Genomic DNA, 23,863 nt, shown 5'->3' on the forward strand with positions numbered 1-23,863 from the left:
ATGAACATCTTAATATGGATGTGCCTGATCGTCGATCTTACTGCTGCGGTTTTTCTTATAGTCAGTTCCATGAGCTCCGAACAGGACTCAGCCGGAAAAGGGATGGTCATGTTACCTGTACTCTTACTGATTAGCCTGGTCGCCCTGTCTTATTATTTAATGCAGAAGCAGCACCTCAGCTGGTCGCTCGTTGTGAGCGGCCTGCCCGTGATCGTGATCGTCTACCTCCTCTTTATCTCAGTGACCTGATTGCTCCTGATAAGGTTTGTTTTGAAAACTGTAAATCAGGTAAAACAATGCAGGAAGGATGAATACGCTGCCCAATAATAGCGCCATTCCAAGTGCCTGCATTGTTTTTTCCTGCCCGCTGTGTTCCATTAATGATAAGTACCCGTTTTTCAGAATTACAATATTTGGGAAATGCCGGAATGTTGTGGTCAGCAAAATCATAGTTACCTGAAAACCCGCCAGCGGTCGCAGCAAGCGAATTTTTCCCTGATAAAGCTGGTACCACATAAATATCAGTGACAGTGTCGCCGCGATGATCGCGATTCTTCCAACCCAATTTCCAAACACCCATTCCAGCAAAGGAATTTTTTCAAAGTAAGCGGCGGTGAAAACAAGAATGCCGCACAGAACAGCAGCAATATTGAAAAACTGCGCTTTGTGCGCGAAACGAAGCCTGTCCGTATCATTTTCAGCCTCCCCGATCAAATAAACCGACGCCAGGAAGCCGCAAATGGCGGTGGTGAAAAGCCCTACTGCTACTGAAAACCAGTTGAGCCAGCTGAAAATATAAGCTTCCAGAAATGTGTCAGCCTCAGGATCAATATGCCCTGAAACAGCGCTGCCCGCTATTATACCTAAAAACAAAGGTGTAATGAAGCTTGAAATAGCAAAGATGGTATTGTAAATAGACTGCATATCGTCCACTACCGCGTCGTAATGCCGGAAAGTGAATGCGGTACCCCGCGCAATAATGCCCATTAACATCACCGTTAATGGAATATGCAGATAGATTGACATCGTGGAATAGATCACTGGAAAACCCACAAACAAGATCACAATCGCAATAATCAGCCACATGTGATTAGCCTCCCAGATCGGGCCGATCGCAGAATACAGCGTTCTACGCGTGACCGCTTTGTTCTTTTTCGAAGTAAATAATTCAATAATACCCGCCCCAAAATCCGCCCCGCCCAGCAGCAGATACAGCAGAATAGAAGTCCAGAGAAATGTGATGACGACGTATAGCATTTGCAGTGAGTGAATAAGTGAATAAGTGATGAGTGAATGGGTGAATGTTTTTGGGAGGAGGGAGGAACGGAGGAAGGAGGACGGGTAAGTTAGTTCAGTCATAAACTTCTCTTCTCCCTTTCCTCCTTCCTCCCTTCTCCCTTTCCTCCCTATTCCCGATCATACAACGTCCCTACCATTTTGATCTGGCGGTATAGCATAAAGACTACGAAAATAGCGAGGGAGATGTAGACGCCGGTAAACAGATAAAATGAATATGCAATGCCGGGCATGGGCGTAACCGCATCGGCCGTGCGCATTACATTGTAGATAATCCACGGTTGCCTCCCCACTTCCGTCACCGTCCAGCCTGCTTCCACAGCGATGAAACCCAGCGGCGTTGCGAATACGAAAAGTTTAAGCAACCACTTGGATGTCAGCCAGTCGCGCTTTTTCCAGAGAGCCAGAAAATACACAAGCGAAATCCCCATCATCGCCATTCCCATTCCAACCATGATCTGAAACGCATAATGCGTGATCGCAACCGGCGGGTGGTTCTCGGCTGGGATTTTATCAAGTCCGGTGACTTCCGTTTCAAAATCTCCATGCGCCAGAAAGCTTAGAAAGCCCGGAAGTTTGATCGCGTATTTTACTTCCTTATTTGCTTCGTCGGGAATACCTCCCAGGATCAGCGATGCGGATTTTTCGGTATGAAAATGTGCTTCCATCGCCGCGAGTTTGGCAGGTTGCCGCACAGCCACATCTTTCGCTGAAATATCGCCGCTCAGTGGTTGCAGAATAGCAGCGGCGCAACCGAATATGGCCGCGATCGTAAAGGATTTGGTATGAAAAAGCACATTTTGACCCCGCATGATCATCAACGCATGCACGCCCGCAACCGCAAAACCGGTCGCTACAAAGGCAGCGATCGTCATGTGAAGCGCCTGTGAAAACCAAGCCTTGTTGAACATCGCCGCAATAGGATCGATATTGAGATACTGACCATCTACGAAGTCAAAACCAGCCGGGCTGTTCATCCACGCATTTGCAGCGACTACGAGAATGCCCGAAGCCAGCCCGCTCACACCCACGATCACGCCGGTAAACCAATGAAACCATTTATTGAACCGATCCCAGCCGTAGAGAAAAAAGCCCAGCGCAATCGCTTCAATAAAAAATGCCGTTCCTTCAAGAGAAAACGGCATTCCGAAAATCGGTCCGGCATGTTTCATGAATTCCGGCCAGAGCAGGCCCAGCTCGAAAGAAAGGACCGTGCCCGAAACGGCGCCGGTCGCAAAGAAAATCGCGACTCCTTTGCTCCAAGCTTTGGTGACATTCTTGTAAACTATCTGGTCGGTTTTTAACCAGTAATAATGGGATACCGCCATAAAAAACGGCATCACCATACCAATACATGAAAAAATAATATGGAATCCCAGAGAAAGGGCCATTTGGGATCTCGCAGCAATGAAATCGTCCATTTGGAGTTGAATTAAGGCAGTTCAAAACTAATGAATGCTATTAATACAACCGCTTTTAAATGGAAAAGAATCACGATCCGGCTGTATCTTTTGCCATATTTTTCTCAGCCAGCCGCCGCTTTACGATATCCGCCGGATACTTCAATGCCAGTTCTCTGATTTCATAGGTAAACTCCTTGAATGTTTCCTCCCACACTTCCGCTTCGCCCGGTTCGTAGTCATAGAAGCCGTGAGAGTTCAGTACACCTTTTCCACCTTCACGCACCACTTTATCGATCAGCTCAGGAACTTCGGTACTATTGTTCAAGGTCGGTAAAAGGTTTTTCATCACGGTATGATAGGCTGGAACGCCTGTCAAATCCATCCATCTGAAAACGCCAACCAGCGTCATAAAATATCCCGCATTATTGCGGCAGGAACGGTCCACATCTTCGATCGTCGCGTAACCGTTTTCCACCAAATTAATTGCCTCGCGGTACATCGCATACATCAGGCGATTTGTGATAAAACCGGCAATATCTTTTCTAACCAAAATAGGCTCCTTGCCCCATTGATGCGAGAGTTCATACAGGTATTCGCCGTACTTAATATCCGACTGCTCGCCGCAGATGATTTCCAGAAACCGCGTTGTATGTGCAGGTTCCGACCAATGCAGGCCGAGAAAACGTTCAGGATATTGAGTTAATTTTTGCAGCTGGCTGATCGGAATAGCCGAAGTATTGCTTGATAAAATCGCATCCGGCTTGATCACAGCCTCAATTTTTTTGTAAACAGACGCTTTAATATCTATATTTTCAATCGTGCATTCATTAACAAGCTTACAAGGATACAGCACATCGTAATCTTCGGTAAGGATCAGCCGGCGCAGGTAATATTCAGGTTCATTATCGATCAGCCCGTTTTCCCACGATTTCTGTAAATGCTCCCGGATCCGCCTTTCCGCGTGTTCCATATCGGCACTGAGTGGCGCAATAGCGGCAACCTGATGCCCCGCAATAAGCAGGCAGGTAACAATGCTGCAGCCCATCAGGCCCAATCCGACGATGCCGACGGGTATCTCATTTGTATTCATAAAACGAATGCAATTTTAGTATTACCAAAACGATTTTCTCACCGCTATTTACGAAAAAAGCCCCGGAATCATTGATCCCGGGGCCCTTTTAAAAACCTGCTAAAACTATCTTGACCAGCTTGCTACTTCCGATTCTACTTCCTCCCTGGTCTTACCTAGCTTTTTCTGAAGTTTTCCAAGAAGTTCATCTTCTTTTCCATCTTCATATAGCAGATCATCGTCAGTCAAATCAGCATATTGTTGCTTGAATTTACCTTTCAATTCGTTCCAGTTTCCTTTTACTTGTTGTGTGAAAGCACTCATGATTTTGTTTATTTAGTTTGCAAATTCATTTCACAAAACCAGTTCAACAACTGTACCAAATGTCCTGAGAGCCTTGAAAGGCACTTTAAATATTAGTTTTGAGTAATAAATTCCCGTATCTGTCCAAGTTTTTGCGAAAAGCTGGCGCTGGCATGTCAGGAGTTAATCAATTTGTCGAGACGCACAATTCCCTGTACCATCGACCGCACTGAATGGTAATTAACTTTCCAGGAGTGGCTCATGTGTTTCCAGATCGGCTCGCCCTGGCGGGTAAGCAGCGGCAGCCATTCTCCGACTTCTGAGTGGATCATGTGATCGAAAACGAAACGATGCGTCGCGTCGTAGGCTTTCAGGTATTTTTCATCACCATAAACCCGGTACGCGTCGAGCATTCCGATGATGACTTCTGCCTGCTGCCAGAACTCCTTTTCGCGATCATACACTTCTCCCGCATGCGATCCTTCCACATAGACGCCGCCAAATTCCCAGTCAATGCCGTGCTCGACCGCGTGGTCGTAGGAGGCGAGGAGTTGCTCCTGGTATGCATCGTAAGGAATGCCCGCAATATCAAGCGCGTGCATCAGCAGCCAGGCGAATTCCACATTGTGGCCGTAGCTGGTATTATCTTCTGCCGCGCTTTTCATTCCATCTTCACTAAACCGGTCCCAACCCCAAATAATGTCAAATTTAATCTGCGGCGCTACCGACCAGTCAGCCCAGAACTGCGGGATACCCGTTTTGTAAACCGGGTGCATGATCTTTTTGATCAGTAACTGGATGATTTCTAGCAGCTTGCGTTTGTGTACCTGCTGCTGGCTTGCTTCATATAACGTTGTAAATGCTTCCATTAAATGCATGTGCGCATCGAGCGTCTTGCGGTCGCCGCCGGCAGGACCAGCGCCTTTCAGCTCCCAGTTACGGTGGAACATTTCGAAATAACCTCCGTAATAAGTATCCGCACCGTATTTTTGAAGCAGATCAAAAACCTTCTCCGCATATTCCAGCCCGCGCGGATCGCCGGTCGCCAGCGTATATTCGGCCAGACTATACATTGCGAAACTGTGGCCGTAAATGATCTTTTCGTCGATTTTTACATTGCCTTTGCGGTCCATCAGCCAATAAAAGCCGCCATGTTCTTTATCCCACATTTTGTCAATCAGAAAGTCAACTCCGTGCCGGGCGATTTCGACATATCTGCCTTCGCCGTAACCGGCTCGATGCGCTGACGAAAAAGTGAAAACAGTCCTGGTTTGCGCAATCAGCGATTTCTCATCTTCGCCCGAATCATTTCCTGCATTGTCGAAATGCGTAATAAAACCGCCGTTTTCTTTATCTACACATCGATTTTCCCAAAATGGTAACAACTCATTTGTCAGGTGATTGTGAATCTCGGCGCGATAGCTTTTTAATTGTTCAATATTCATCGGGTATAAAAAGGTAAGTTTTTGATTTAACTCTGGTTTTGGTCAAATGGGCTATCTGCTGGAAAATTTTGCATTATTGTAGTCTGTTTTGGCAGATAACGCTATTTCCGTAATTAAGTCGGGCCAATAAAATACCTACTGAACTACGCGGAAGCGGAGGTAAGATGTAAATTCGCAGAACATTCCGTTAATCTTCATCCTATGAGCAATCCTGAAATTGTTGAGATCCTAGAACTTACCGCCAAATTACTCGAACTGCACAATGCAGACCCTTTCAAGATCAAAGGGTATTCGGTAGCGGCCTTTTATCTCGATAAATACAAGGAAGGGGAGCTCCAAAACATGACTGAGCAGGAACTCACGAAATTGCAGGGAGTGGGGAAGAGTACGGCTACCAAAATAGCCCAGATCGCGCAGACGGGCACTTTTCCCGAATTGGAGGAGCTGATCAGCAACACGCCCCTTGGGGTGATGGAGATGTTCAATATCAAAGGAATAGGTCCGAAAAAGATCGCGGTACTCTGGCGGGAGCTGGGGATTGACAACCTGCACGAGCTAGAACTTGCCTGTCTAAACGGCGCGGTTTCCAAGCTGAAAGGCTTTGGGAACAGTATCCAGCAGAAAATCCTCGATTCGCTCGCATTTTTGAAAGACCAGGCGGGTAAGCTGAGAATGGACAAAGCGGAGTCAGTTGCGAATGCTATTATTGAAGAACTTAGAAAGACTTTTGAAATGGTGGAAGCGGCCGGAGATATCCGTCGTAAATCCGAAATAGTAGATACAATCCGCATTCTGGCGGTCACCGAATCGCCGGCTCTGTTACAAAATACGATCGGTGAAATCGACTGGCTGGTGCAAAATGAAAAGCAATCTTCTCCATTCGTTTGGCGGGGAAATGTACAGGATGTGGCTGTTGCGATCGAGATCGTGGCTGTGAAACCGGAGCGGGCTGTGAATGAATTGTTCCTCGAAACAGCTGACGCTGAACATCTTGGATTCCAGAATTCGTCAGGTACCAGTATCTGGCGGCAGGCGTATTATGAAACGGCAGATACAGAAGCAGCTATTTACGAAAAAGCAGGCTTCCCATATATTGTTCCTGAAATGCGCGAGGGGTCGCAAGAGTTTATCTGGGCCGAAAAACACAAGTCCGAAGAGCTGGTTACCTGGGATGATCTGAAAGGAATTTTACACAACCACAGTACCTATTCCGACGGGCAGCATACTTTGGAACAAATGGCCGTGCATTGCCGGGACCTGGGTTTTGAATACCTCGGAATCGCAGATCACTCGCAAACAGCCGTGTACGCACAAGGGCTTCCGATCGCAGATGTGATCCGGCAGCATCAGGAAATAGAAAAGCTGAACGCGCGTTTTGCAACCGAAAATCCTGCCAAACCTTTCAAGATTTTAAAAGGGATCGAATCCGATATTCTCGGCGACGGTTCACTTGACTACCCAACTGAAATACTGGCTTCCTTCGATTACATCGTCGCTTCCGTGCACAGCAACCTGACTATGTCACAGGAAAAAGCGACCGCGCGGCTGTTGAAGGCGATCGAAAATCCGTACACGACCATTCTCGGGCACCCGACCGGACGGTTACTACTTTCCCGTGAAGGTTATCCTATTGATCATAAGGTCATTATAGATGCGTGTGCAGCGAATCAGGTGGTCGTAGAAATCAATGCGTCGCCCTGGCGGCTTGATCTGGACTGGCGCTGGATTTCCTATTGCATGGAAAAGGGAGTTCTGCTGAGTATTAACCCAGACGCTCACGCGATGGAAGGTTACCTGGATATGCATTACGGCGTAGCAAATGCGAGAAAAGGCGGCCTGACAAAGGAGATGACATTTAATACATTCGATCTCGAAAAAATAGAAGGTTACCTGCGTGACCGTCGTGCGGCGAAACTGTAAGGTTCTGTAATCAAAGCATTCTCAATTCTGCTCGTTCTTCAAAAATTTCAGTTGGTAAATTGGCGGTAATGCCGCCTTTGAGCGCGTCGATGAGGCGCGTTTTCATTTGTTCGCGGTTTACGATCAGGCAAACTTCGCGGGCGGGTTCTGGAAATTTAAAACTGCGAATATGCTTTTTACGATCGTCAGACAGCTCCATTACGGCCATTTCAGGTAGAATCGTAATACCTCCATTCCGCTCCACCATCCGGATCAACGTTTCCATACTGCCCGACCGGTAGCTGAAACTGCTGCCGAACTGGCTGTTCCGGCTCAGTTCGCAAAGTTTCTGGATTTGGGTCCGGAAGCAATGCCCTTCTTCGAGCAGCCACAATTCGTTTGGTTCAATGTCGGTGGGCAGGATATATTGTTTCGAATAAATTTCCGCATTTTCTGACACGTAGGCGAAAAACCGCTCTTTATACAAAGGTATCTCCTGCAAGCTGCTCTCTTCGGAAAGCGAAGCGATGATCCCAACGTCCAGATTTCCTATTTTTAGCTCAGAAATGATTTTTTCTGTAATCATTTCAGAAACGTGCAGCTTGATATCCGGATATTCGGAGATAAATGGATTCACGAAATGCGGCAGCAAATAGGGTGCAATGGTTGGAATAATTCCCACGCGGAGCTCGCCGGAAAGATCGCCGTTGAAATGCTTCGCGATCTCATTCATTCTGGAAGTTTCTTTTAGTATCGCCTTAGCCTGGTCAATAATCTTCCGGCCAATGCTGGTCGGTACGATCGGTTGCTTGGTCCGGTCGAAGATCTTGACTGAAAGTTCTTCTTCCAGCTTCCTGATCATCATAGAAAGAGTAGGCTGCGTGACATTACAATGCTCCGCAGCCTGCACAAAATGCCTGTAATTGTCAACGGCGACGATATATTCCAGTTGTTGGATATTCATATTTTGAGCACTGCTGTTTGGTTATTTTTATCCGCTCAGCAAGAAAGGAGAGGACAGTCGGCTATAGTATTATAGGTGACACTGATATAAATTAAACACACTATTATTTCTATCAATAGACTTTTTGCTATTTTTTTGAAAGACCACTTCCACAGGGGCGGATGTCTCAATCAATTTGAGCCTGATTTTAAGACTTTTGTGATTTCCATTCGAAAGAGAGATTTCATTTGGGCTATTGCTACCGCATTCAAATGCTTGATCCGCTCTGAGGACGACAGACCTTGGCGGATCAGCATCGCATTAATGCTTTCCAGGTTAGACAGAATAACCAGCTGCACTATGGTAGAGGAATCCCGCAAGCTCTCATTTCTGTCGGGATTTTGTTTTTTCCATTCCTTTGATGTTATACCATATAATGCGACATTAATCAGCTCCGCCTCATTGGCATATATCATGGCAGATTGCTTTTTGTCTATGATTTTAGGCAACAGAATATCCTGGATAGCATCTGTGTGAATACCATAGTTAATTTTGGCCAGTGCTCGATGCAGTTGCCAGTCTAGCGAAAGCCTCTCATTCTCGTCCTCTTTTAATCTTTGAAATTCTTTAATCAGATACAATTTGAAAGATGGTGAAATCCAGGACGCGAATTCGAATGCAATATCCTTGTGAGCAAAAGTACCCCCTCCGTACCTGCCAGGTTTGGATATGATCGAAATCGCACCAGTTTTCTCGATCAGCTGTTTGGACGATAGGATAAAACCATTGCTCCCTGCCTGATTTTTAATGTTACTGAATTCCGTAACATTAAAATCCGGATTGTGCATCTGTTCCCAGAGACCAATAAATTCAACGGTAAATTTTGTGCTGAGCCAGTGTGAAATTATTAGGCCTGTGCCAAGGTCACTTTTTTGTCTTGCGATATCGGTGAGTGAAATGTATTCCTCCTTAGCTTTATTCATTACGGATATATCATACCCGTTAACCGTGATTGATGTTTGGTTCATATTGAATGACAGTTATAGTATGATACTAAGACTGCCACAATTCAATTTGGTCACTTTTCTGGTAGCAAATAATTTGTCTTTTTTTATTTACATCAATCACTGGCCCAGTTCTTTACCTTTGAAACTGAATGTGTTATTCAAACTTACTATCGCTCACTTTTAAATTGTAACTATGAAAAATCTGAAAGCATTGGTTATGCTGGCATTTTTGGCAGTGACAGCACCGGTAATCGCGCAAACTACGCAGGACAAAGCCCAGACAGAGCTTAAAACCAAGAAAGACGGGACGCCGGACAAACGCTACGCGGAGAATAAAAAGCTGAAAAAGGACGGTACGCCGGACAAACGCTACAATGAAAACAAGAATCTGAAAAAAGACGGTACCCCCGACAAACGCTTCAAAACCAGCAAGTCGGCTGATTCCTTGAAGGCTGGCAAGAAGAATTAGGTAGCAGTAAATATTCGTTAGAAAAATTAGGGTAAGCGCCCGACTGGTTGTCATTCCAATGAGCAACCAAGTCGGGCGCTTTTTATTTAAAATCTGACGAGTGCAATGAATGTAGCCATAGCAGATCATGTAACACATTTGAGCAGGGACAGAGAGTGGGAGTTTGAGCAAATCTTTAAAAAACACTTCAAAGGACTGCACGCTTATGCCCGCACGATCCTGCGGGACGATTTTATGGCGGAGGAAATGGTTCAGAACGTTTTTTGCCGGTTATGGGAAAAAGCAGATCATTTTGAGATCCGCGAGTCGATCAGCGGCTATTTGTACCGCTCGGTTTACCACGAAAGTCTGAACTATATCAAACACCTGAAAGTGCGCGATGCATACCAATCCTACGCGGTGCATCAAATGGAACACCCCAGCAACGCCGGGCACGGGATCGAGCTGTCGGAACTGGAAACCAGGCTGGATATTGCATTGAAAGAACTACCCGAAAAGTGCAGGACGATATTCCAGATGAGCAGGTTTGAAGAGCTCAAATACCAGGAAATCGCCGACCGGCTCGACTTACCCGTGAAGACCGTCGAGAATCAAATGGGCAAGGCGCTGCGCCTTCTAAGACTTAAACTGGTCGATTTTTTACCGGCCTCATTCCTATTATTTTTCCTCAGTTAATCAGTCATGAAACAAGAATTAGACCGCCCGATAGATGATCTGCTCGTCAAATCGCTGCTCGATGAAGCTACGGTGGCAGAACAAATGGAAATTAATCAGTGGTTATCCGACAGCGACGATAACCTGCGCTACTTCGAACATTTTGAGTTGATCTGGCAGCAGAGCAAAGAGTTGGAAATCAGGAGTATAGTAGATGAAAATGCGGCCTGGAAGCGATTCAAAGACAGGGTTAACTTTCCTCAGGAAAAGGAGAATCTAGTATCGATGTACCAGAAGCCCGTTTTTAATCAGTTCAGAGTTGCGGCGACCATTTTGCTGGCGGTTTGCACAGGCTGGCTGGCTTATCTTTTAGTGGGTAACCAGCTTGGAAATGAGCAGATTACAATCAGTTCCGGCGAGCAGACCTTGACGGATACGCTGCCTGACGGTTCGGTTGTAGTCTTAAACCGAAGGTCGACAATATCCTATCCTGAGCATTTTACCGGAGCAAAACGAAGTGTGGCACTGACCGGGGAAGCATTTTTTGATGTAACACCCGACAAAGCAAAGCCATTTATTATCTCTGTAAATGACGTAACTGTGAGAGTGGTAGGTACTTCGTTTAATGTTAAAAATAGCATTGAGAAAACGGAAGTGGTAGTGGAAACCGGCCTGGTGGAAGTTGCCCGGGATACACAAATGATCAAAGTGAAACCCAAAGAAAAAGCGACGGCTTCTCGTGTTGCGGGCGGTTTGACGAAGCAGAAGTCACAGGATGAATTTTACAAGTATTACCGAACCAACCGGCTTATTTGCGAAGATACCCCGCTGTGGCGGCTCGTTGAAATTCTGAATGAAGCTTATGAAGCGGAAATTGTGATTGAAAACGAACGGATCAGAAACCTGCCTATCAATACCACTTTTGAACAAAAATCCCTGGAAAATATCATTGCAGTGATCAGTGAGACTTTTTCAATAACCGCAGAGCAAGACGGAAAGCGGATCATTTTGAAATAGACCTTATCTTTCGGAATGAATTTGACTTTTAGCTTAATACGCGTTTTGCGGCTGGCTGTTATCCTGATCGTAATTCCGATCCTGTCGCAAGCGCAGCAAATACTTGATAAACCGGTTGCCATTTCAGTGAAAGGGCAACCGGTTTCTGAGGTTTTGAAAACGATCAGCGAGCAGGGTAAATTTTACTTTTCCTATAATAGCAATATCGTGGCGGGTGATAGTCTGGTGACGTTAAATGTCATTCAGAAGCCCGTGCGGGACGTTTTGAATATACTTTTTCAGGATAAATATCAATACCGGGAAAAGGGCGATTATGTGATTATTCTGCCTGCTGTAAAAGACAGGACCATTTATATTTCGGGGTACGTTATCGATCAGGAAGGCAATGCGCCGGTCGATTACGCGAGCGTTTATTCGCGACAGTTGCTCGTCTCGACGATGTCTGGCGACGACGGACATTTCCGTTTGCGCGTAAGAGAAAGGGGGTTTCCGGTCAATTTGGTGATCAGTAAAGTAGGTTATGCAGACACTACGGTTGTGATCGGACAGCCGCAGCGCGAGGATATGCGCATATTGATCAACCAAAAGGCTGTCGATCTGGATCCACTTATTGTACGATATTCCGAAGGCCAGTCTACCTGGCTGGGACGACTTTTTCTTTCGGCGCGAACAAGAATGCAGAGCCGGAATATCAGCCGGTTCTTTACGGCGCTACCTTATCAGGCTTCGCTTACGCCGGGTTTGGGCACGCACGGGAAATTGAGTCCCCAGGTAGTTAACAAGTTTTCTCTCAATATATTAGGTGGTTACACGGCGGGTGTGAATGGCGCGGAACTGGCGGGTGGGTTTAATATATCCAGGCAGGATGTACGTTACCTTCAAATCGCGGGTGCATTCAATGTGGTTTCCGGGAAAGTCGAAGGTGTGCAAATAGCCGGTTTTCACAACCAGATCATCGATTCGCTGAGCGGCGTGCAGCTTTCGGGATTCAGCGGGATTGTCAAGAAAAGGGTAAGGGGAGTGCAGGTAAGTGGTTTTATGAACCGGGCACGCGATACTTTCGAAGGCGTGCAGGTTTCGGGCGCATTGGGTATTATTGGTGGAAATGGGAGCGGCGTCCAGGTTTCTGGTGCAGTGAACCACACTTCGGGCGATTTTCGTGGCGTTCAAATCGGGGGTGCCGCAAACCGGACCCGGCAGTCTCTGCAAGGTATGCAGATCACAGGTGGATTGAATATTGTCAAAAACGAAATGCGCGGCGTGCAATTGGGTACTTTCAACTCCGCCAAAATTCTGAGAGGATTTCAGCTGGGTGTATTAAATGTCGCTGACAGCTCCTCGGGTGTAAGTTTTGGATTGATCAATATCATCCGAAAAAGCACTTCTAATATCTCGGTTTACGCCACTGAAATTACCCCGCTGAATGTGGCGTGGAAAATGGGTACGCATCGTTTTTACAGTATACTCACCGCCGGCGCGGATGCTGGGACGGAGAAACGGACTTACCAGTTTGGTTTTGGTGTGGGTAAAGAGTTTTTTCCTTTCAAGAAAGTCGGCTTTCTGACGGAATTCGTCAATCTCAATATCTATCAGGGCAGCTGGGAGAATACCCCCTTCCTGTACCGGTTCCAAACCGCTGTTACTTGGAAGCCGGTCAAGCGGTTCGTCATTTTCGCGGGACCTGCCTATTCTTTCTATCATAATGATCAAAAAGAGCCGAATCCCGAATACAAAACCTATCCCCCCGGCAACTATCCCTCGACCAAAATATCCGACAAAGTTTCCTCCTGGCTAGGCTGGCACGGTGGGGTAAGCTGGCGTTATGGGAGATTGTGATTGAACTTATACACATTTCGCAATCTTGGCGAAAAGGACGGGAGCGGTGCTTGTATGCCAGGGCGGTAACATTCCTGGCCTGATATAAATAGGTCTCCCGCTTTCCATTTTTAGCAGTATACGCGATAAGTGGCTACTATTATCAATTATTTTAAGTCGATCTATCAAATGCAAATGCTTGTCCAGCATTTCAATGTTGCCGTAAAAATTGTGGCGAATATGAATAGGGGAAACAAAGTGCCCTCCCTGTGCTACCCGCATTGCAACACGTTGCAATGAGATTTCAACAGTTTCCAGCGACAAAAATGTGAAGTTGATCCTGTAACCGGCAGATTTAAATCTTTCAATAGTCAGCCAGGAAGTTTGTTCGCTGAAATGCCCTTCATATGCAAAATCACTTCCTACTAAAATTGAGTCCCTGATTAACCTTTCGAATGTAACCTGCAATGCCTCACCAGCTTTTTCTCTGGCATACTTGGATACCTTAAGTTCCTGATAAAAGCCGTCAAGAAGTTGATAGAACATTTTATCGCCGTCGAAGACAGGCAGGTTCACTGTTTCGGGCAACAGGCTTTTACTTAAAACAGACTTTCCCGCCCCGTTTGGGCCAGTAATTACAAAAAGTTCAGGCATAAATTATACCTGCAAGACCGTGTTTTTTTCTCATTTGAGCCACTTCTAAAATTGTTAAAGTTCTTATTTCAAAGGCGGAACGTTGGTCTTCGCTGAGTTTCATTAGTTTCATTGAGCCGTCTGGATATTCATTGATAAATCCATCTTCGAAGAACTCTGTATCCCGAATCATAAATGCTGAGCCTGCCTCTAAGGTGCTTAATCTCAGCTCTTCAAGTCTACGGTTAATTCTGTTTTCGTCGTGATGCATGAATATTGTGCTAGCTAATTGAATTGCGATACTTAGTTTTCAATATAACGAGAATTGATAAAAAACGCCAAAAAACCTCAGTTTTTTTTAGGGTTACCCTGCCCCGCGTTGTCAGTATTGTACATACGGCGACGAGATGGCATTGTAGGCCTGCAACTGGACTGATCGTAACGGACCGTATGTATTTGAATCATTTTATTTAAATACAATACCATGAAAATTCAACTGATCATTTCCCCGAAGTCAATCATAGTTACTATTCTTTTAGCTGTTTTCTCGTTCAATGCATTTGCTCAGCGGGACACACTTTCAGTAGTGCATTTCGGCCTTATTTATCCTGTAAGTTCCAACGGACAGCGCGCTGCGAGCTACACAAACCGGTTTTCTCTGCACACAATCGCCGGATTATCTGCCAATGAGACTGGCGCTGCGATCGCAGGTGCGGCGAATCTGATCAAAAACAATGCGTCGGGCGGACAGATTGCCGGTGCCGTAAATCTGATCGGCGGCGAGGCGCGCGGCATGCAAGTGGCGGGGGCGCTCAATATGGTAGGTAAATCTGCTTCGGGCATTCAAATGGCAGGTTTTGGGAATATCGTGAAGGAGAAAGCCGCAGGGGCGCAAGTTGCAGGATTTATGAATTTGTCGGGTAGCGCGAAAGGTTTACAAATAGCCGGTTTTACTAATCTTGCGAAAGATAGCGTGCAGGGCGCGCAGGTATCCGGGTTTCTGAACAAAGCGGGTACGACCAACATGCAGGTGGCGGGATTTATGAACATTGCGAAGAAAGTAAAAGGCATTCAGCTCGCAGGTTTGGTCAATATTGCCGACACCAGCGATTACCCGATCGCCATCTTCAATTTTATAAAAAGCGGAGAAAAATCAATCGCGCTTACATTGGACGAATCCATGACGAGTATTGCCTCATTCCGGTCGGGAGGAAGGGTTTTGTACGGGATCGCAGGTATTGGATATAACTTAAAAGATAACGCGAAAGCGCTTTACGCCGTCGAGGCTGGACTGGGAGCGCATATTAGGATCACCAATCATTTTCGCATCAATGCAGAAGCAGTCAGTCACTCACTTTCAGACTTTGAAGGGGGACATTATTTCAAAAACTCACTACGCATTTTACCCGCCTACAAGCTGGGAAGCCGGTTTGAGGTCTTCGCCGGGCCAACCATCAACTACGTAACGCATGAACGGGAAGACGAGTTTAGCTTCGTAGAAAAGTACCTGTGGAAGAACAACAATTCGACCGATTTTCAGGGAGTCTTCCTTGGCTTCAATGCAGGTATTCAGCTCATCCTTTGACAGTACAGGTCATTTTCACTCTAAATTGTTGTAAAATTCAGCAAAGGGCTGTCTTTATACCCATAAGACGGTACTACCCCTGAAATTGTAATTTTCTCATAACCAGCTGGTTGTTGGCTTAGCCACTCTGAGGTATCATATTTTACCTTTGAGTGGTCAAACCAATTATTTACCAAAATAACGGATTATGAGAAAATTAGCATTTGTGGGTGTGTTTTTAGTCGCCGGGATGGTTGCTGCGTGTAATGATGACGACAATACAACTGACCCAACTCCCGTATTGCCTGAGTTGAAAGTAAGCACTACACTCTCCGGGGCGAACGAGATTCCGGCTAATACATCAACAGCCACTGGTTCAGTAGATGGGACATTAGATCAGGAATCAAGGATCCTGAAAATCAATATTCTGTACAGTGACTCCACTTCTTCCGACTCGTCGGCGACGGATTCTGTCTTCACACCAACGGCGTGGCATATTCACAAGGCACCGGCAGATTCTACCGGATCAGTAGTAATCGATTTTGGTACTGAATTCACTTCGCCTTTCGCATTCGTCGACACATTAACAGAAGCTCAGGTTGCCGATTTGAAGGCAGGTTTATATTATGTAAACATCCACAGCGCGAAATATCCGCAGGGAGAAATTCGTGGCCAGCTTAAAGCAGAAGAATAACAAAGAAATACATACTCAACGTTGCGTTATCACACGCTGCAAAAAAGAGCGGTATCCTTCGGGATCCGCTCTTTTGCATTTATTTAAATTTCAGTTTATTAAAATAAGCCTTTTGCTTTCGCCAGTGCATTGTCCAGGCCGGAAGCGTCAGACCCGCCGGCAGTCGCAAAAAACGGTTGTCCGCCGCCACCGCCGCGAATTTCCTGCGCAAGTTCTTTCACGATCTTACCTGCATTCAAACCAGTTTCCTGCACGATATTTTCAGCAATGAATACGGATAACTGCGGTTTACCGCCGATCTCCGCGCCGAACACAGCGATAAGGTTCTCGATCTGGTCGCGCAACTCGTAGGATAATTGCTTCAATGAATCGGCCGATGGAACCTGCACCTTTTCAACGATCAGATTAAATGTTTTGTGCTTTTCCATATTCGCAACCAGCGACGTTTTCAGCGACTGGATCTTTTCATTTTCGAGAAAAATGATCTTTTTCTGCAAATTGCTGCGCTCGTCAAGGAGGCTTTCCACCGCTTTTACAAGGTCGGTCGGACTTTTAAGCAGCTCTTTGATTTTCGCCAAAACCGCCTCCTGGTCACGCAACAATTCCAGCGCTTTTTCACCGGTTACTGCCTCCACCCGGCGAACACCAGCTGAAACGGAGCCTTCCGAGATGAATTTGAATACACCGATCTTCCCGGTTGAAGGCACGTGCGTTCCCCCGCAGAGCTCGAATGAATAGGTAGGGTCAAATATGATCAGACGAACGAAATCGCCATATTTTTCACCAAAAGTGGCAGTCGCGCCTGCATCCAGCGCCTGTTGGATCGGCACGTTGCGGCGCTCGTCCAGAGCGATATTATCACGAATCTTTTCGTTGACGCGGTCTTCAATTTTTGCCAGTTCTTCGTCGGTTACTTTCGTGAAGTGCGAGAAGTCAAAGCGGAGAACTTCATCGTTCAGGTAAGAACCTTTTTGTCCGATGTGCGTGCCAAGTACCTCACGCATTGCCGAAAGCATCAGGTGGGTTGCCGAGTGGTTAGCCTGAATTTTTTCCCGGCGATTCAAATCGATCTTCGCAGTCACAATACCAGCATTCTGCAAAATATTGTCTAAATTTTTGTCCCGCGAAATATGGACAAAAAGGTCATTCTCCTTCTTAGTATCCACAATCACAATGCTCCTTCCTCCATCCTCCCTTTCTCCCTTGTCGTCCCCCTTCAAAACCAGTACCCCCGTATCACCAACCTGACCACCCATTTCAGCATAAAATGGGGTTCTATCCAATACAATATGATATTCTTCGCCGGTTTTGGTTTTCACTTTCCGGTATTTGACAATATGGCTGTGAGTTTCTTCAAAATCATAACCCAGGAACTCCACGCCGTCGGCTTCACGCAGCTCGATCCAGTCGGTTGCTTCTTTGGCTGCATCCTGGCGGGAGCGCTTTTTCTGTTCCGCCAGTGCATCCTGAAATCCGGCCTCGTCTACCAGCAAACCTTTTTCCCTGGCAATCAGGGCAGTAAGGTCGACGGGGAAACCGAAAGTGTCGCTCAGTTCGAAAACTTCGTCGCCCGGAATGGTATTGATTCCTTTCGTTTTTAATGTAGTAGTGATCGTATCCAGGCGCTTCAGACCCGATTCGAGCGTACGTAAAAAGCTTTTTTCTTCTTCCAGAATCACTTTTGCAACAAACTCTTCCTGCGCTGTCAACTCGGGGAAAACGTCTTTGAACTGGGCTGAAAGTACGCTTACCAATTTATAGAAAAACGGTTCCTGAAAGCCTAAATAAGAATATCCGTAGCGAACTGCACGACGCAATATCCGGCGGATCACATACCCGGCCTTCACATTGGAAGGAAGCTGGCCGTCGGTAATTGCGAATGCGACCGCACGGATGTGGTCGGAAATTACGCGCATCGCGATATCGGCAAACGGCTCTTCGCCCGAGCCATACTTTTTACCGGAAAGCGTTTCTAAAACCTGAATCGTATTCTGGAAAACGTCCGTATCATAGTTCGAAGTTTTCTGTTGAATCGCCATGCAAAGGCGCTCGAAGCCCATTCCGGTATCCACGTGGGTAGCAGGCAGGGGAATCAGAGATCCATCGGCTTTCCGCTCAAACTGCATAAATACCAGGTTCCAGATCTCCACAACCTGCGGGTGGTCGTTATTCACGAGTGACTTGCCCGAAACCTCCGCCACTTCTGCCGGAGTTCTCAGGTCAACATGTATTTCGGAGCAGGGGCCACACGGACCGGTATCGCCCATTTCCCAGAAATTATCTTTTTTATTTCCAAGAATAATGCGGTCTTCCCCCACAATTCCTTTCCAAAGATCCCAGGCTTCCTGATCAAAAGGAACGCCGTCACTTGCATTACCCTCGAATACGGAAACGTACAGCCTGTCTTTTGGCAGTTTGTAAACTTCCGTCAGCAACTCCCACGCCCAGGCGATCGCTTCTTTCTTGAAATAATCACCAAATGACCAGTTGCCGAGCATTTCGAACATGGTATGGTGATAAGTATCAAATCCAACGTCCTCTAAATCATTGTGTTTACCAGAAACGCGCAGGCATTTCTGCGTATCGGCGATCCTTCTGGAAGGCGGGGTTCCGTTACCCAAAAAGTAGTCTTTGAACTGGGCCATGCCCGAGTTGTTGAACATAAGGGTAGGGTCATTTTTAGCAACCAGCGGTGCCGAATGCACGATAAGGTGTTCTTTGCTGCGAAAAAAGTCGAGAAAAGCCTGACGGATTTGATGCGAAGTCATTGTATAATTGTTGTACTAAGTCTCCTGAAATGAGCCGCAAAGGTAAAGAAATTTACGGATTGCCCTCGTGGCTTTCACGATATGATCGTTGATCGTTCCGGGGCTTACATTCAGTTCCAGGGCAGCTTGCCGGTGCGTTTTACCTTCCATTTTGCAAAGTCGGAAAATGCGTCTGCGCTGTGGCGGGAGCTGTCTTATCGCGATACTAAGCCATTTCGATCGCTGCTCTGCTGCAAGCTCGTCGGCAGCTTCGGCGGGAAGATCCTGATATTCGTATGCCAAATTTTGCAGCGCCTGCTGCTCGCGCAACAAGCTGGTGCAAATAGTTGCGCTTCTGTTTTTGCACATCGTGTAGAGATACGCGTCCATGCATTTGACTTTCGCCAGTCGCTTTCGGTTTTCCCAGATTTTAAGAAAAACGTCCTGCGTAATGTCCTGCGCGCCGTCGCTGCATTGCGAAAATCGCATGGCGTAACTTTGCACTTGCCCGTGATATTGTTTGTATAAATTCTGGAATGCGTGCGAGTCACCTTCCTGCGATGACGTCAGTATTTCTTTTTCTGCAAATTGTCCCGTGTCTGGCAAGTGTGTCGTAGGATAGTGGATATCCGTCATCGCTGCACAAACCAGGCCGCTTTTGAAGCAAAAATTGAAAATTGCAGATCTGGTTATTGAATGGTCATAATTGCTATCTGAGACTAGTAAACCAATAATTTGCCGGTAAAGAGCTCTTCATGCTGATCACCCAAAACCTTTAATATGTAAATACCCGGGCTGAATCCAGCACAGTTAAAATCTGTCGCGCCGTTCTCTTTGATATTGAATGCGCTTTTAACTGCGCCGGAAATATGGTAAACGCGGCCGGTCAATTTTTGTCCATGCATTTTCCCTGTTTCTGCCGGCTGTAATTGGTATTGATTTCGGCTGATATTTTTCAAAACAAAATAGGGAGTGTCGCATTCGCTGGCCACAAAACGTATTGCCGAGTATTCCAAGGTGCTGTCAAGGTCGACCTGCCGTAATCTGTAATAATTTCTCGCGCCGGGAAGCGAATCCACAAACTGGTATTCCCGATTCGTAATACTGTTTCCCAATGCATTCACACGCCCGATCTCAGCAAATCTGCGTGCGTCGTCGCTTCGTTCGATCGCAAAGTAATCAGCATTGATCTCCTCCGAGGTTGTCCAGTCAAGCCGCACCTGACATTCGTTTATATTAGCATTGAAATCAGCAAGCTTTACAGGGAGCGCCTCATTGATTATCGAACTGAAAAAAGCGAACACAACCGCAGTTACCGCAATTTCCTGAACCGTGAATTCCGACATTTCCACTGCCTCCCGAGTATCTGTGTATCTTCTCAGAACGGGGTAGGGATCTTCTTTTTTGAAACCAATAGGATACCTGTTCAGCGGGTCCTGAATAGCGAGACTCGACGGGCGGTTCATGACCAGCGAGGCTGCCGGACCAAAAACCGGAACACCTGGCACAGCCTTAGAATAGTGGTTTGCGACGGTAGACCAGTGCAGCGGAAATGCAGGGCTGTTTTTCCCAATACCCGTAATAAAGGTTTTCGATAACGGATTGTTACCCAATGGAATGTCAAGCTGAATTTTTGCTAAATCCAGTAAATCCGGTTTGCCCAGCAGGTAACTGAACATAATATAATCAAATGCATAGCTCTGCGCCATCCCAAAAGTCCCGTAACCAATATATCCCTTAAACGGGTGGTAGGCGCCCCGATAGGCATGCGTTTGCAAGGTTCGGGTATTATAGTTGGGTAAAATTTCACTTTCCAGTCGACCTTTGAACTCGGTTACAATCGTTTGGTCTGTCGGGAATTTGGTTGTGGCATACGCCCAGGCAGCTTTTACGGTGTGCTGCTGCCAGCTCATGGTCGCGTGAAATTCGTGCGGGATCTGTGCATAGTAGGCTAGAAAATCGGTCTGATAGGAAACGTCACCGGTCGATTTATACAGCTCTGCCGCTGCCCAGGCGCGGTTATCCTTGTCTTCCGGGTCCGGGTAGGGGCCTGCCGAGATTCCGGGCGTGACCACGGTTGCCGACGAATGCGGGTGCGCTTTCAAAAACGCCCACGCTTTTACAGCCTGCGCAAGACAGGAATTGGCGTGCGCAGGGAAATAGCGTTTTAGATTGCGGTAAGCCATCGCCATCGCAGCTGCGAACATAGCGGTTGACTGTGTAGTTTTTTCAGAGATATAAAGGGTATTCGTCTCTTCCTCAGGCAGTCCCGCCGACCAGGTTGTCGGAGTAACCCGAAAGTACACGCCGCCGTCAGGTGCCTGCATGGATTTCAGCCAGGTTGTTTCATACTTTGCTTCGTCCAGGATGTCGGGTATTTTGTTGCCGCTTTCAGGGATATTGAGGTGATTGTCCGGAAATTTTTCAGGGTATAGTTCAAAAGCGGTAAAAAGGATAAACAATGCGCTTGCTGCGGTGGGAACATAGCGGCCGTAATCTCCTGCGTCGAGCCAACCGCCGGGCATTGGTAATTTCGTGCCAGGAGGATAGTCGGTGGTGGAATATAAGTTTGAAGATGAGTGACTTGCATGTATTTCGGCAGTTGGGTCGGCCAGTCCGTTCCGGGCCCATTCCAGTGCATTAGCTTGCTGCAAAGTGCCTGATCTCTGGAAGTAAAGTGCCCTGGCAGTGTGAAAATAAGTTTCATCGTAAACATCCGAAGCTATTCTAAACTGTTCAGATCTACCATAACCCGGCACATACAAATGGTATTTACCCGGCGTTTTTACACCAGAAAAATCCAGCTCAAAAACCATTTCGCCGCTGAAAGCCGAATCAGCTTTGAGAAATGTGCTTTTGCCGGAAAATACCACATTTTCAGCTTCGTCAAGCAAATGGAAATCAGGCGTATTCTGCGGATCAATGGGCAAAAACCACGCGTCGCCCAGGAAGTTACCAAGCTTGCCAAGCTTCGGGCTGTCGGGCAGGTAGCCAACCTGATTTGCTTTTACATTCCGGAAAATGGCCGCATCTGAATACGTAAAAGTCGTGTCCAGTAAAGCAACATTTCCAGCGGGATCTTTCAGGCTTTTTACATCCAGCCGGTATTCAAAACCGTTTTGAAGCGGTTGATCAAACACCAGAAACAGCTCCCATTGTACAATCGGCGTTCCTGACTTGGGCTTTAAACCGGTAACCTGTGACTGTCTGCCTACGCGTGCAGGATTTTTTGGCAAACCATAACCCGGCCCCGTCGCACTGCTAAGCTGGTAATTGGACACTTCGTAGCAGCTGGAAGTGTCAAAACGCTCGTTAACCAACAACCTGATCACCTGATGCGAAAGCAGCCTGGCGGAAATGACAGGCGGAGTATTGTCAGTTAATATTAGTTCGTCAATAATGAAGGTTGTCCCGCCAGTCGGTGCGGTTGAGAATTCCAGCGATTCGATCGAGCTGAGGTCGTATTCCTTTGTTTTCAGCGAGTCGATTGGAATTACTACTTCCTGGTAATCAGTGCCTATTGAAGTGGTTGCTGACAAATAAGGTACAAGGTTGACCCATTTTCCTGCTGCGTAAAATGTAGTGAAACTAATTGCCGTGGTTTGAAGCGGCTTATTGGATTTTATGAAAAAGCGGAGTGCATCAAAGTGCGAAATATCGCCGCGCCACATGCCCGTGCATTCGAAACTTATTCTGGGCGAGTGCCAGTTATCAGGTTCCGCCTGGAAGTAGTAATTTCCGGTATGTGCATCCGGCCCGGAGAGAATCGACCCGTAGGCAGTTTTGCACGCTTGGGTTGTCTGATCTTCGCCATTCCAAAGGGTTTTATTCTGTGCAAAAGCAAACTGCGAGAGGCAGAAAGGGAGCAGAATCGGCAGCAGTAACTGTTTCATAAGAATGGTATTTAGCGTGCTGCATATATGACTGTCCGGGGCGTGGATATATATGCCTGACGATGCAAACTATTTTCTAATGCAGCCTGCTGGCTATTTGCCGGGCAAGTGCCAATTCCGTTTAGAAGCGAGGCAGGAGTGAGTATAAACGGGAAAAGGGTTTCTTTTTTATTCGAAAAGCTTAACAAAGAATTAACACAGAGCCCGACTAATCGGGCAGATTCTTTTCAGGCTTCTAATTACTAACGCGCTACCAAAATGAAACCGTTTTCAGAGTTATCGGCAGAGGAGTTGGCGATGGAAAACCTCTTCATTCGCTGGGTGCGGTTCCCTGACGATCAGGCGATCCGTTCCTATTGGGAAAATTGGATCGTCAAATATCCGTCACGAAAAGAGACGGTCGATAAGGCACGTGAGCTTGTTCTGATTGCTTCCGACTGGAAGCCCGAAATGCTGTCCAACCAGGATGTGAATTCAATCTGGGGAAGGATCCGCAACTCGCTGGATATGATTGGCGATCGTGATTCAAAAAAAGTATCTCCTGATGCGCCAAATCGCGATTTTACAGCAAAAGGCATCATTCTCATACTAATGTCGGTCACCTTCCTTTTTTTTTTATTCTACTTTATTTTCGGTAGTCACTGACGAGCTTTTCCTCCCGCTTTTCCCAAGTTGCCTGCATTGAAATTTAACACTCCTTATTCACAGCCTTTTTAGGTCAAGTTCTTAAAGGAATATAAGTTAAGTCCTAAAAGCAGGATAACGGTGACATCCCTTTTCTGATATTTTTTAGGACTGTAAAGACGGTTTTTACAAATAAATATTAATTAAAGAATATATTGACAACGTTCCCGATAACGATTGCATAAATAAACTTCCACGATTCTTTCCGATTTTCTAATCGAATTTCTATCCTGAGCCAGATTTCAGATTGTACTATCTGCTCAAAAAATATGGTTATTGAAATTGTTCAAATAAAGAATCCCGAAATCGAGCTCCCCAAGTTTCCTTA

21 protein-coding genes are annotated in these 23,863 nt (G+C 46.5%); 9 read left to right on the top strand and 12 right to left on the bottom strand.

All coding sequences use genetic code 11. The features are described 5' to 3' along the window. A complete protein-coding gene (locus tag LZG94_RS24310; protein WP_233794262.1) occupies positions 1–249 on the top strand; it encodes a hypothetical protein in 249 nt (82 codons plus the stop codon). On the opposite strand, the gene LZG94_RS24315 is transcribed toward LZG94_RS24310, so the two are convergent. From LZG94_RS24315 to LZG94_RS24335, 5 genes are all read right to left on the bottom strand, one after another. Beyond that, positions 238–1,257 (bottom strand): cytochrome d ubiquinol oxidase subunit II, encoded by a 1,020-nt coding sequence (locus LZG94_RS24315; RefSeq protein WP_233794263.1) that lies wholly within the window; start codon positions 1,255–1,257, stop codon positions 238–240. The genes LZG94_RS24310 and LZG94_RS24315 overlap by 12 nt on opposite strands. Positions 1,258–1,406: 149 nt before the next feature. After that, a complete protein-coding gene (locus LZG94_RS24320; RefSeq protein WP_233794264.1) occupies positions 1,407–2,717 on the bottom strand; it encodes a cytochrome ubiquinol oxidase subunit I in 1,311 nt (436 codons plus the stop codon). Between the two features lie 70 nt (positions 2,718–2,787). Next, on the bottom strand, positions 2,788–3,789 hold the full coding sequence (locus LZG94_RS24325; RefSeq protein WP_233794265.1) for a 3-hydroxyacyl-CoA dehydrogenase family protein: 1,002 nt from the start codon (positions 3,787–3,789) through the stop codon (positions 2,788–2,790). Between the two features lie 105 nt (positions 3,790–3,894). Further along, complete coding sequence (locus tag LZG94_RS24330) at positions 3,895–4,092, bottom strand: CsbD family protein (RefSeq protein ID WP_149641817.1); 198 nt, start codon at positions 4,090–4,092, stop codon at positions 3,895–3,897. Positions 4,093–4,247: 155 nt separating this feature from the next. After that, positions 4,248–5,516 carry an AGE family epimerase/isomerase gene (locus LZG94_RS24335; RefSeq protein WP_233794266.1) on the bottom strand — a complete coding sequence of 423 codons (1,269 nt, stop codon included), beginning with the start codon at positions 5,514–5,516 and terminating at the stop codon, positions 4,248–4,250. A 201-nt stretch (positions 5,517–5,717) separates the two neighbouring features. Here LZG94_RS24335 and LZG94_RS24340 point away from each other — a divergent pair, with 201 nt between their 5' ends. Continuing rightward, on the top strand, positions 5,718–7,436 hold the full coding sequence (locus LZG94_RS24340; protein ID WP_233794267.1) for a DNA polymerase/3'-5' exonuclease PolX: 1,719 nt from the start codon (positions 5,718–5,720) through the stop codon (positions 7,434–7,436). 10 nt (positions 7,437–7,446) lie between these two features. Here the strand turns inward: LZG94_RS24340 and LZG94_RS24345 are convergent, their stop codons facing one another. Then, positions 7,447–8,379: a hydrogen peroxide-inducible genes activator gene (locus LZG94_RS24345; protein ID WP_215232033.1), complete on the bottom strand. Its 933-nt coding sequence runs from the start codon at positions 8,377–8,379 to the stop codon at positions 7,447–7,449. 170 nt (positions 8,380–8,549) lie between these two features. Further along, positions 8,550–9,386 (bottom strand): KilA-N domain-containing protein, encoded by an 837-nt coding sequence (locus LZG94_RS24350; RefSeq protein WP_233794268.1) that lies wholly within the window; start codon positions 9,384–9,386, stop codon positions 8,550–8,552. 172 nt (positions 9,387–9,558) lie between these two features. Here LZG94_RS24350 and LZG94_RS24355 point away from each other — a divergent pair, with 172 nt between their 5' ends. From LZG94_RS24355 to LZG94_RS24370, 4 genes are all read left to right on the top strand, one after another. Continuing rightward, entirely contained in the window at positions 9,559–9,834 is a 276-nt protein-coding gene (locus LZG94_RS24355; protein WP_215232032.1) for a hypothetical protein, read from the top strand. 105 nt (positions 9,835–9,939) lie between these two features. Continuing rightward, entirely contained in the window at positions 9,940–10,509 is a 570-nt protein-coding gene (locus LZG94_RS24360) for an RNA polymerase sigma-70 factor (RefSeq protein WP_233794269.1), read from the top strand. 6 nt (positions 10,510–10,515) lie between these two features. Next, positions 10,516–11,505: a FecR family protein gene (locus tag LZG94_RS24365; protein ID WP_233794270.1), complete on the top strand. Its 990-nt coding sequence runs from the start codon at positions 10,516–10,518 to the stop codon at positions 11,503–11,505. Positions 11,506–11,520: 15 nt separating this feature from the next. Continuing rightward, positions 11,521–13,341 (top strand): STN and carboxypeptidase regulatory-like domain-containing protein, encoded by a 1,821-nt coding sequence (locus tag LZG94_RS24370; protein WP_233794271.1) that lies wholly within the window; start codon positions 11,521–11,523, stop codon positions 13,339–13,341. A 6-nt stretch (positions 13,342–13,347) separates the two neighbouring features. Here the strand turns inward: LZG94_RS24370 and LZG94_RS24375 are convergent, their stop codons facing one another. Next, positions 13,348–13,974: a zeta toxin family protein gene (locus LZG94_RS24375; RefSeq protein WP_233794272.1), complete on the bottom strand. Its 627-nt coding sequence runs from the start codon at positions 13,972–13,974 to the stop codon at positions 13,348–13,350. Then, positions 13,967–14,224, bottom strand: coding sequence for a hypothetical protein (locus tag LZG94_RS24380; RefSeq protein ID WP_233794273.1), 258 nt, complete (start codon positions 14,222–14,224; stop codon positions 13,967–13,969). The genes LZG94_RS24375 and LZG94_RS24380 overlap by 8 nt, the downstream gene beginning before the upstream one ends. 213 nt (positions 14,225–14,437) lie before the next feature. Between LZG94_RS24380 and LZG94_RS24385 the strand changes: the two genes are divergently transcribed. Both LZG94_RS24385 and LZG94_RS24390 read left to right on the top strand, forming a co-directional pair. Further along, on the top strand, positions 14,438–15,538 hold the full coding sequence (locus tag LZG94_RS24385; protein ID WP_233794274.1) for a hypothetical protein: 1,101 nt from the start codon (positions 14,438–14,440) through the stop codon (positions 15,536–15,538). A gap of 187 nt (positions 15,539–15,725) precedes the next feature. After that, positions 15,726–16,211, top strand: coding sequence for a CHRD domain-containing protein (locus LZG94_RS24390; RefSeq protein WP_233794275.1), 486 nt, complete (start codon positions 15,726–15,728; stop codon positions 16,209–16,211). A 98-nt stretch (positions 16,212–16,309) separates the two neighbouring features. Here LZG94_RS24390 and alaS read toward each other — a convergent pair whose 3' ends face one another. The 3 genes from alaS to LZG94_RS24405 all read right to left on the bottom strand — a co-directional run bounded on the left by alaS (position 16,310) and on the right by LZG94_RS24405 (position 22,851). Then, positions 16,310–18,979, bottom strand: coding sequence for an alanine--tRNA ligase (gene alaS, locus LZG94_RS24395; RefSeq protein ID WP_233794276.1), 2,670 nt, complete (start codon positions 18,977–18,979; stop codon positions 16,310–16,312). A gap of 15 nt (positions 18,980–18,994) precedes the next feature. Continuing rightward, positions 18,995–19,594, bottom strand: a complete 600-nt coding sequence (locus LZG94_RS24400) for an RNA polymerase sigma-70 factor (RefSeq protein WP_233794277.1) — start codon at positions 19,592–19,594, stop codon at positions 18,995–18,997. An 83-nt stretch (positions 19,595–19,677) separates the two neighbouring features. Next, positions 19,678–22,851 carry a glycoside hydrolase family 9 protein gene (locus tag LZG94_RS24405; protein ID WP_233794278.1) on the bottom strand — a complete coding sequence of 1,058 codons (3,174 nt, stop codon included), beginning with the start codon at positions 22,849–22,851 and terminating at the stop codon, positions 19,678–19,680. Positions 22,852–23,109: 258 nt separating this feature from the next. Here LZG94_RS24405 and LZG94_RS24410 point away from each other — a divergent pair, with 258 nt between their 5' ends. Then, positions 23,110–23,496: a hypothetical protein gene (locus LZG94_RS24410; protein ID WP_233794279.1), complete on the top strand. Its 387-nt coding sequence runs from the start codon at positions 23,110–23,112 to the stop codon at positions 23,494–23,496. Positions 23,497–23,863 lie beyond the last annotated feature (367 nt).

The sequence above is a fragment of the Dyadobacter sp. CY343 genome (assembly GCF_021390335.1).
Lineage (GTDB): Bacteria > Bacteroidota > Bacteroidia > Cytophagales > Spirosomataceae > Dyadobacter.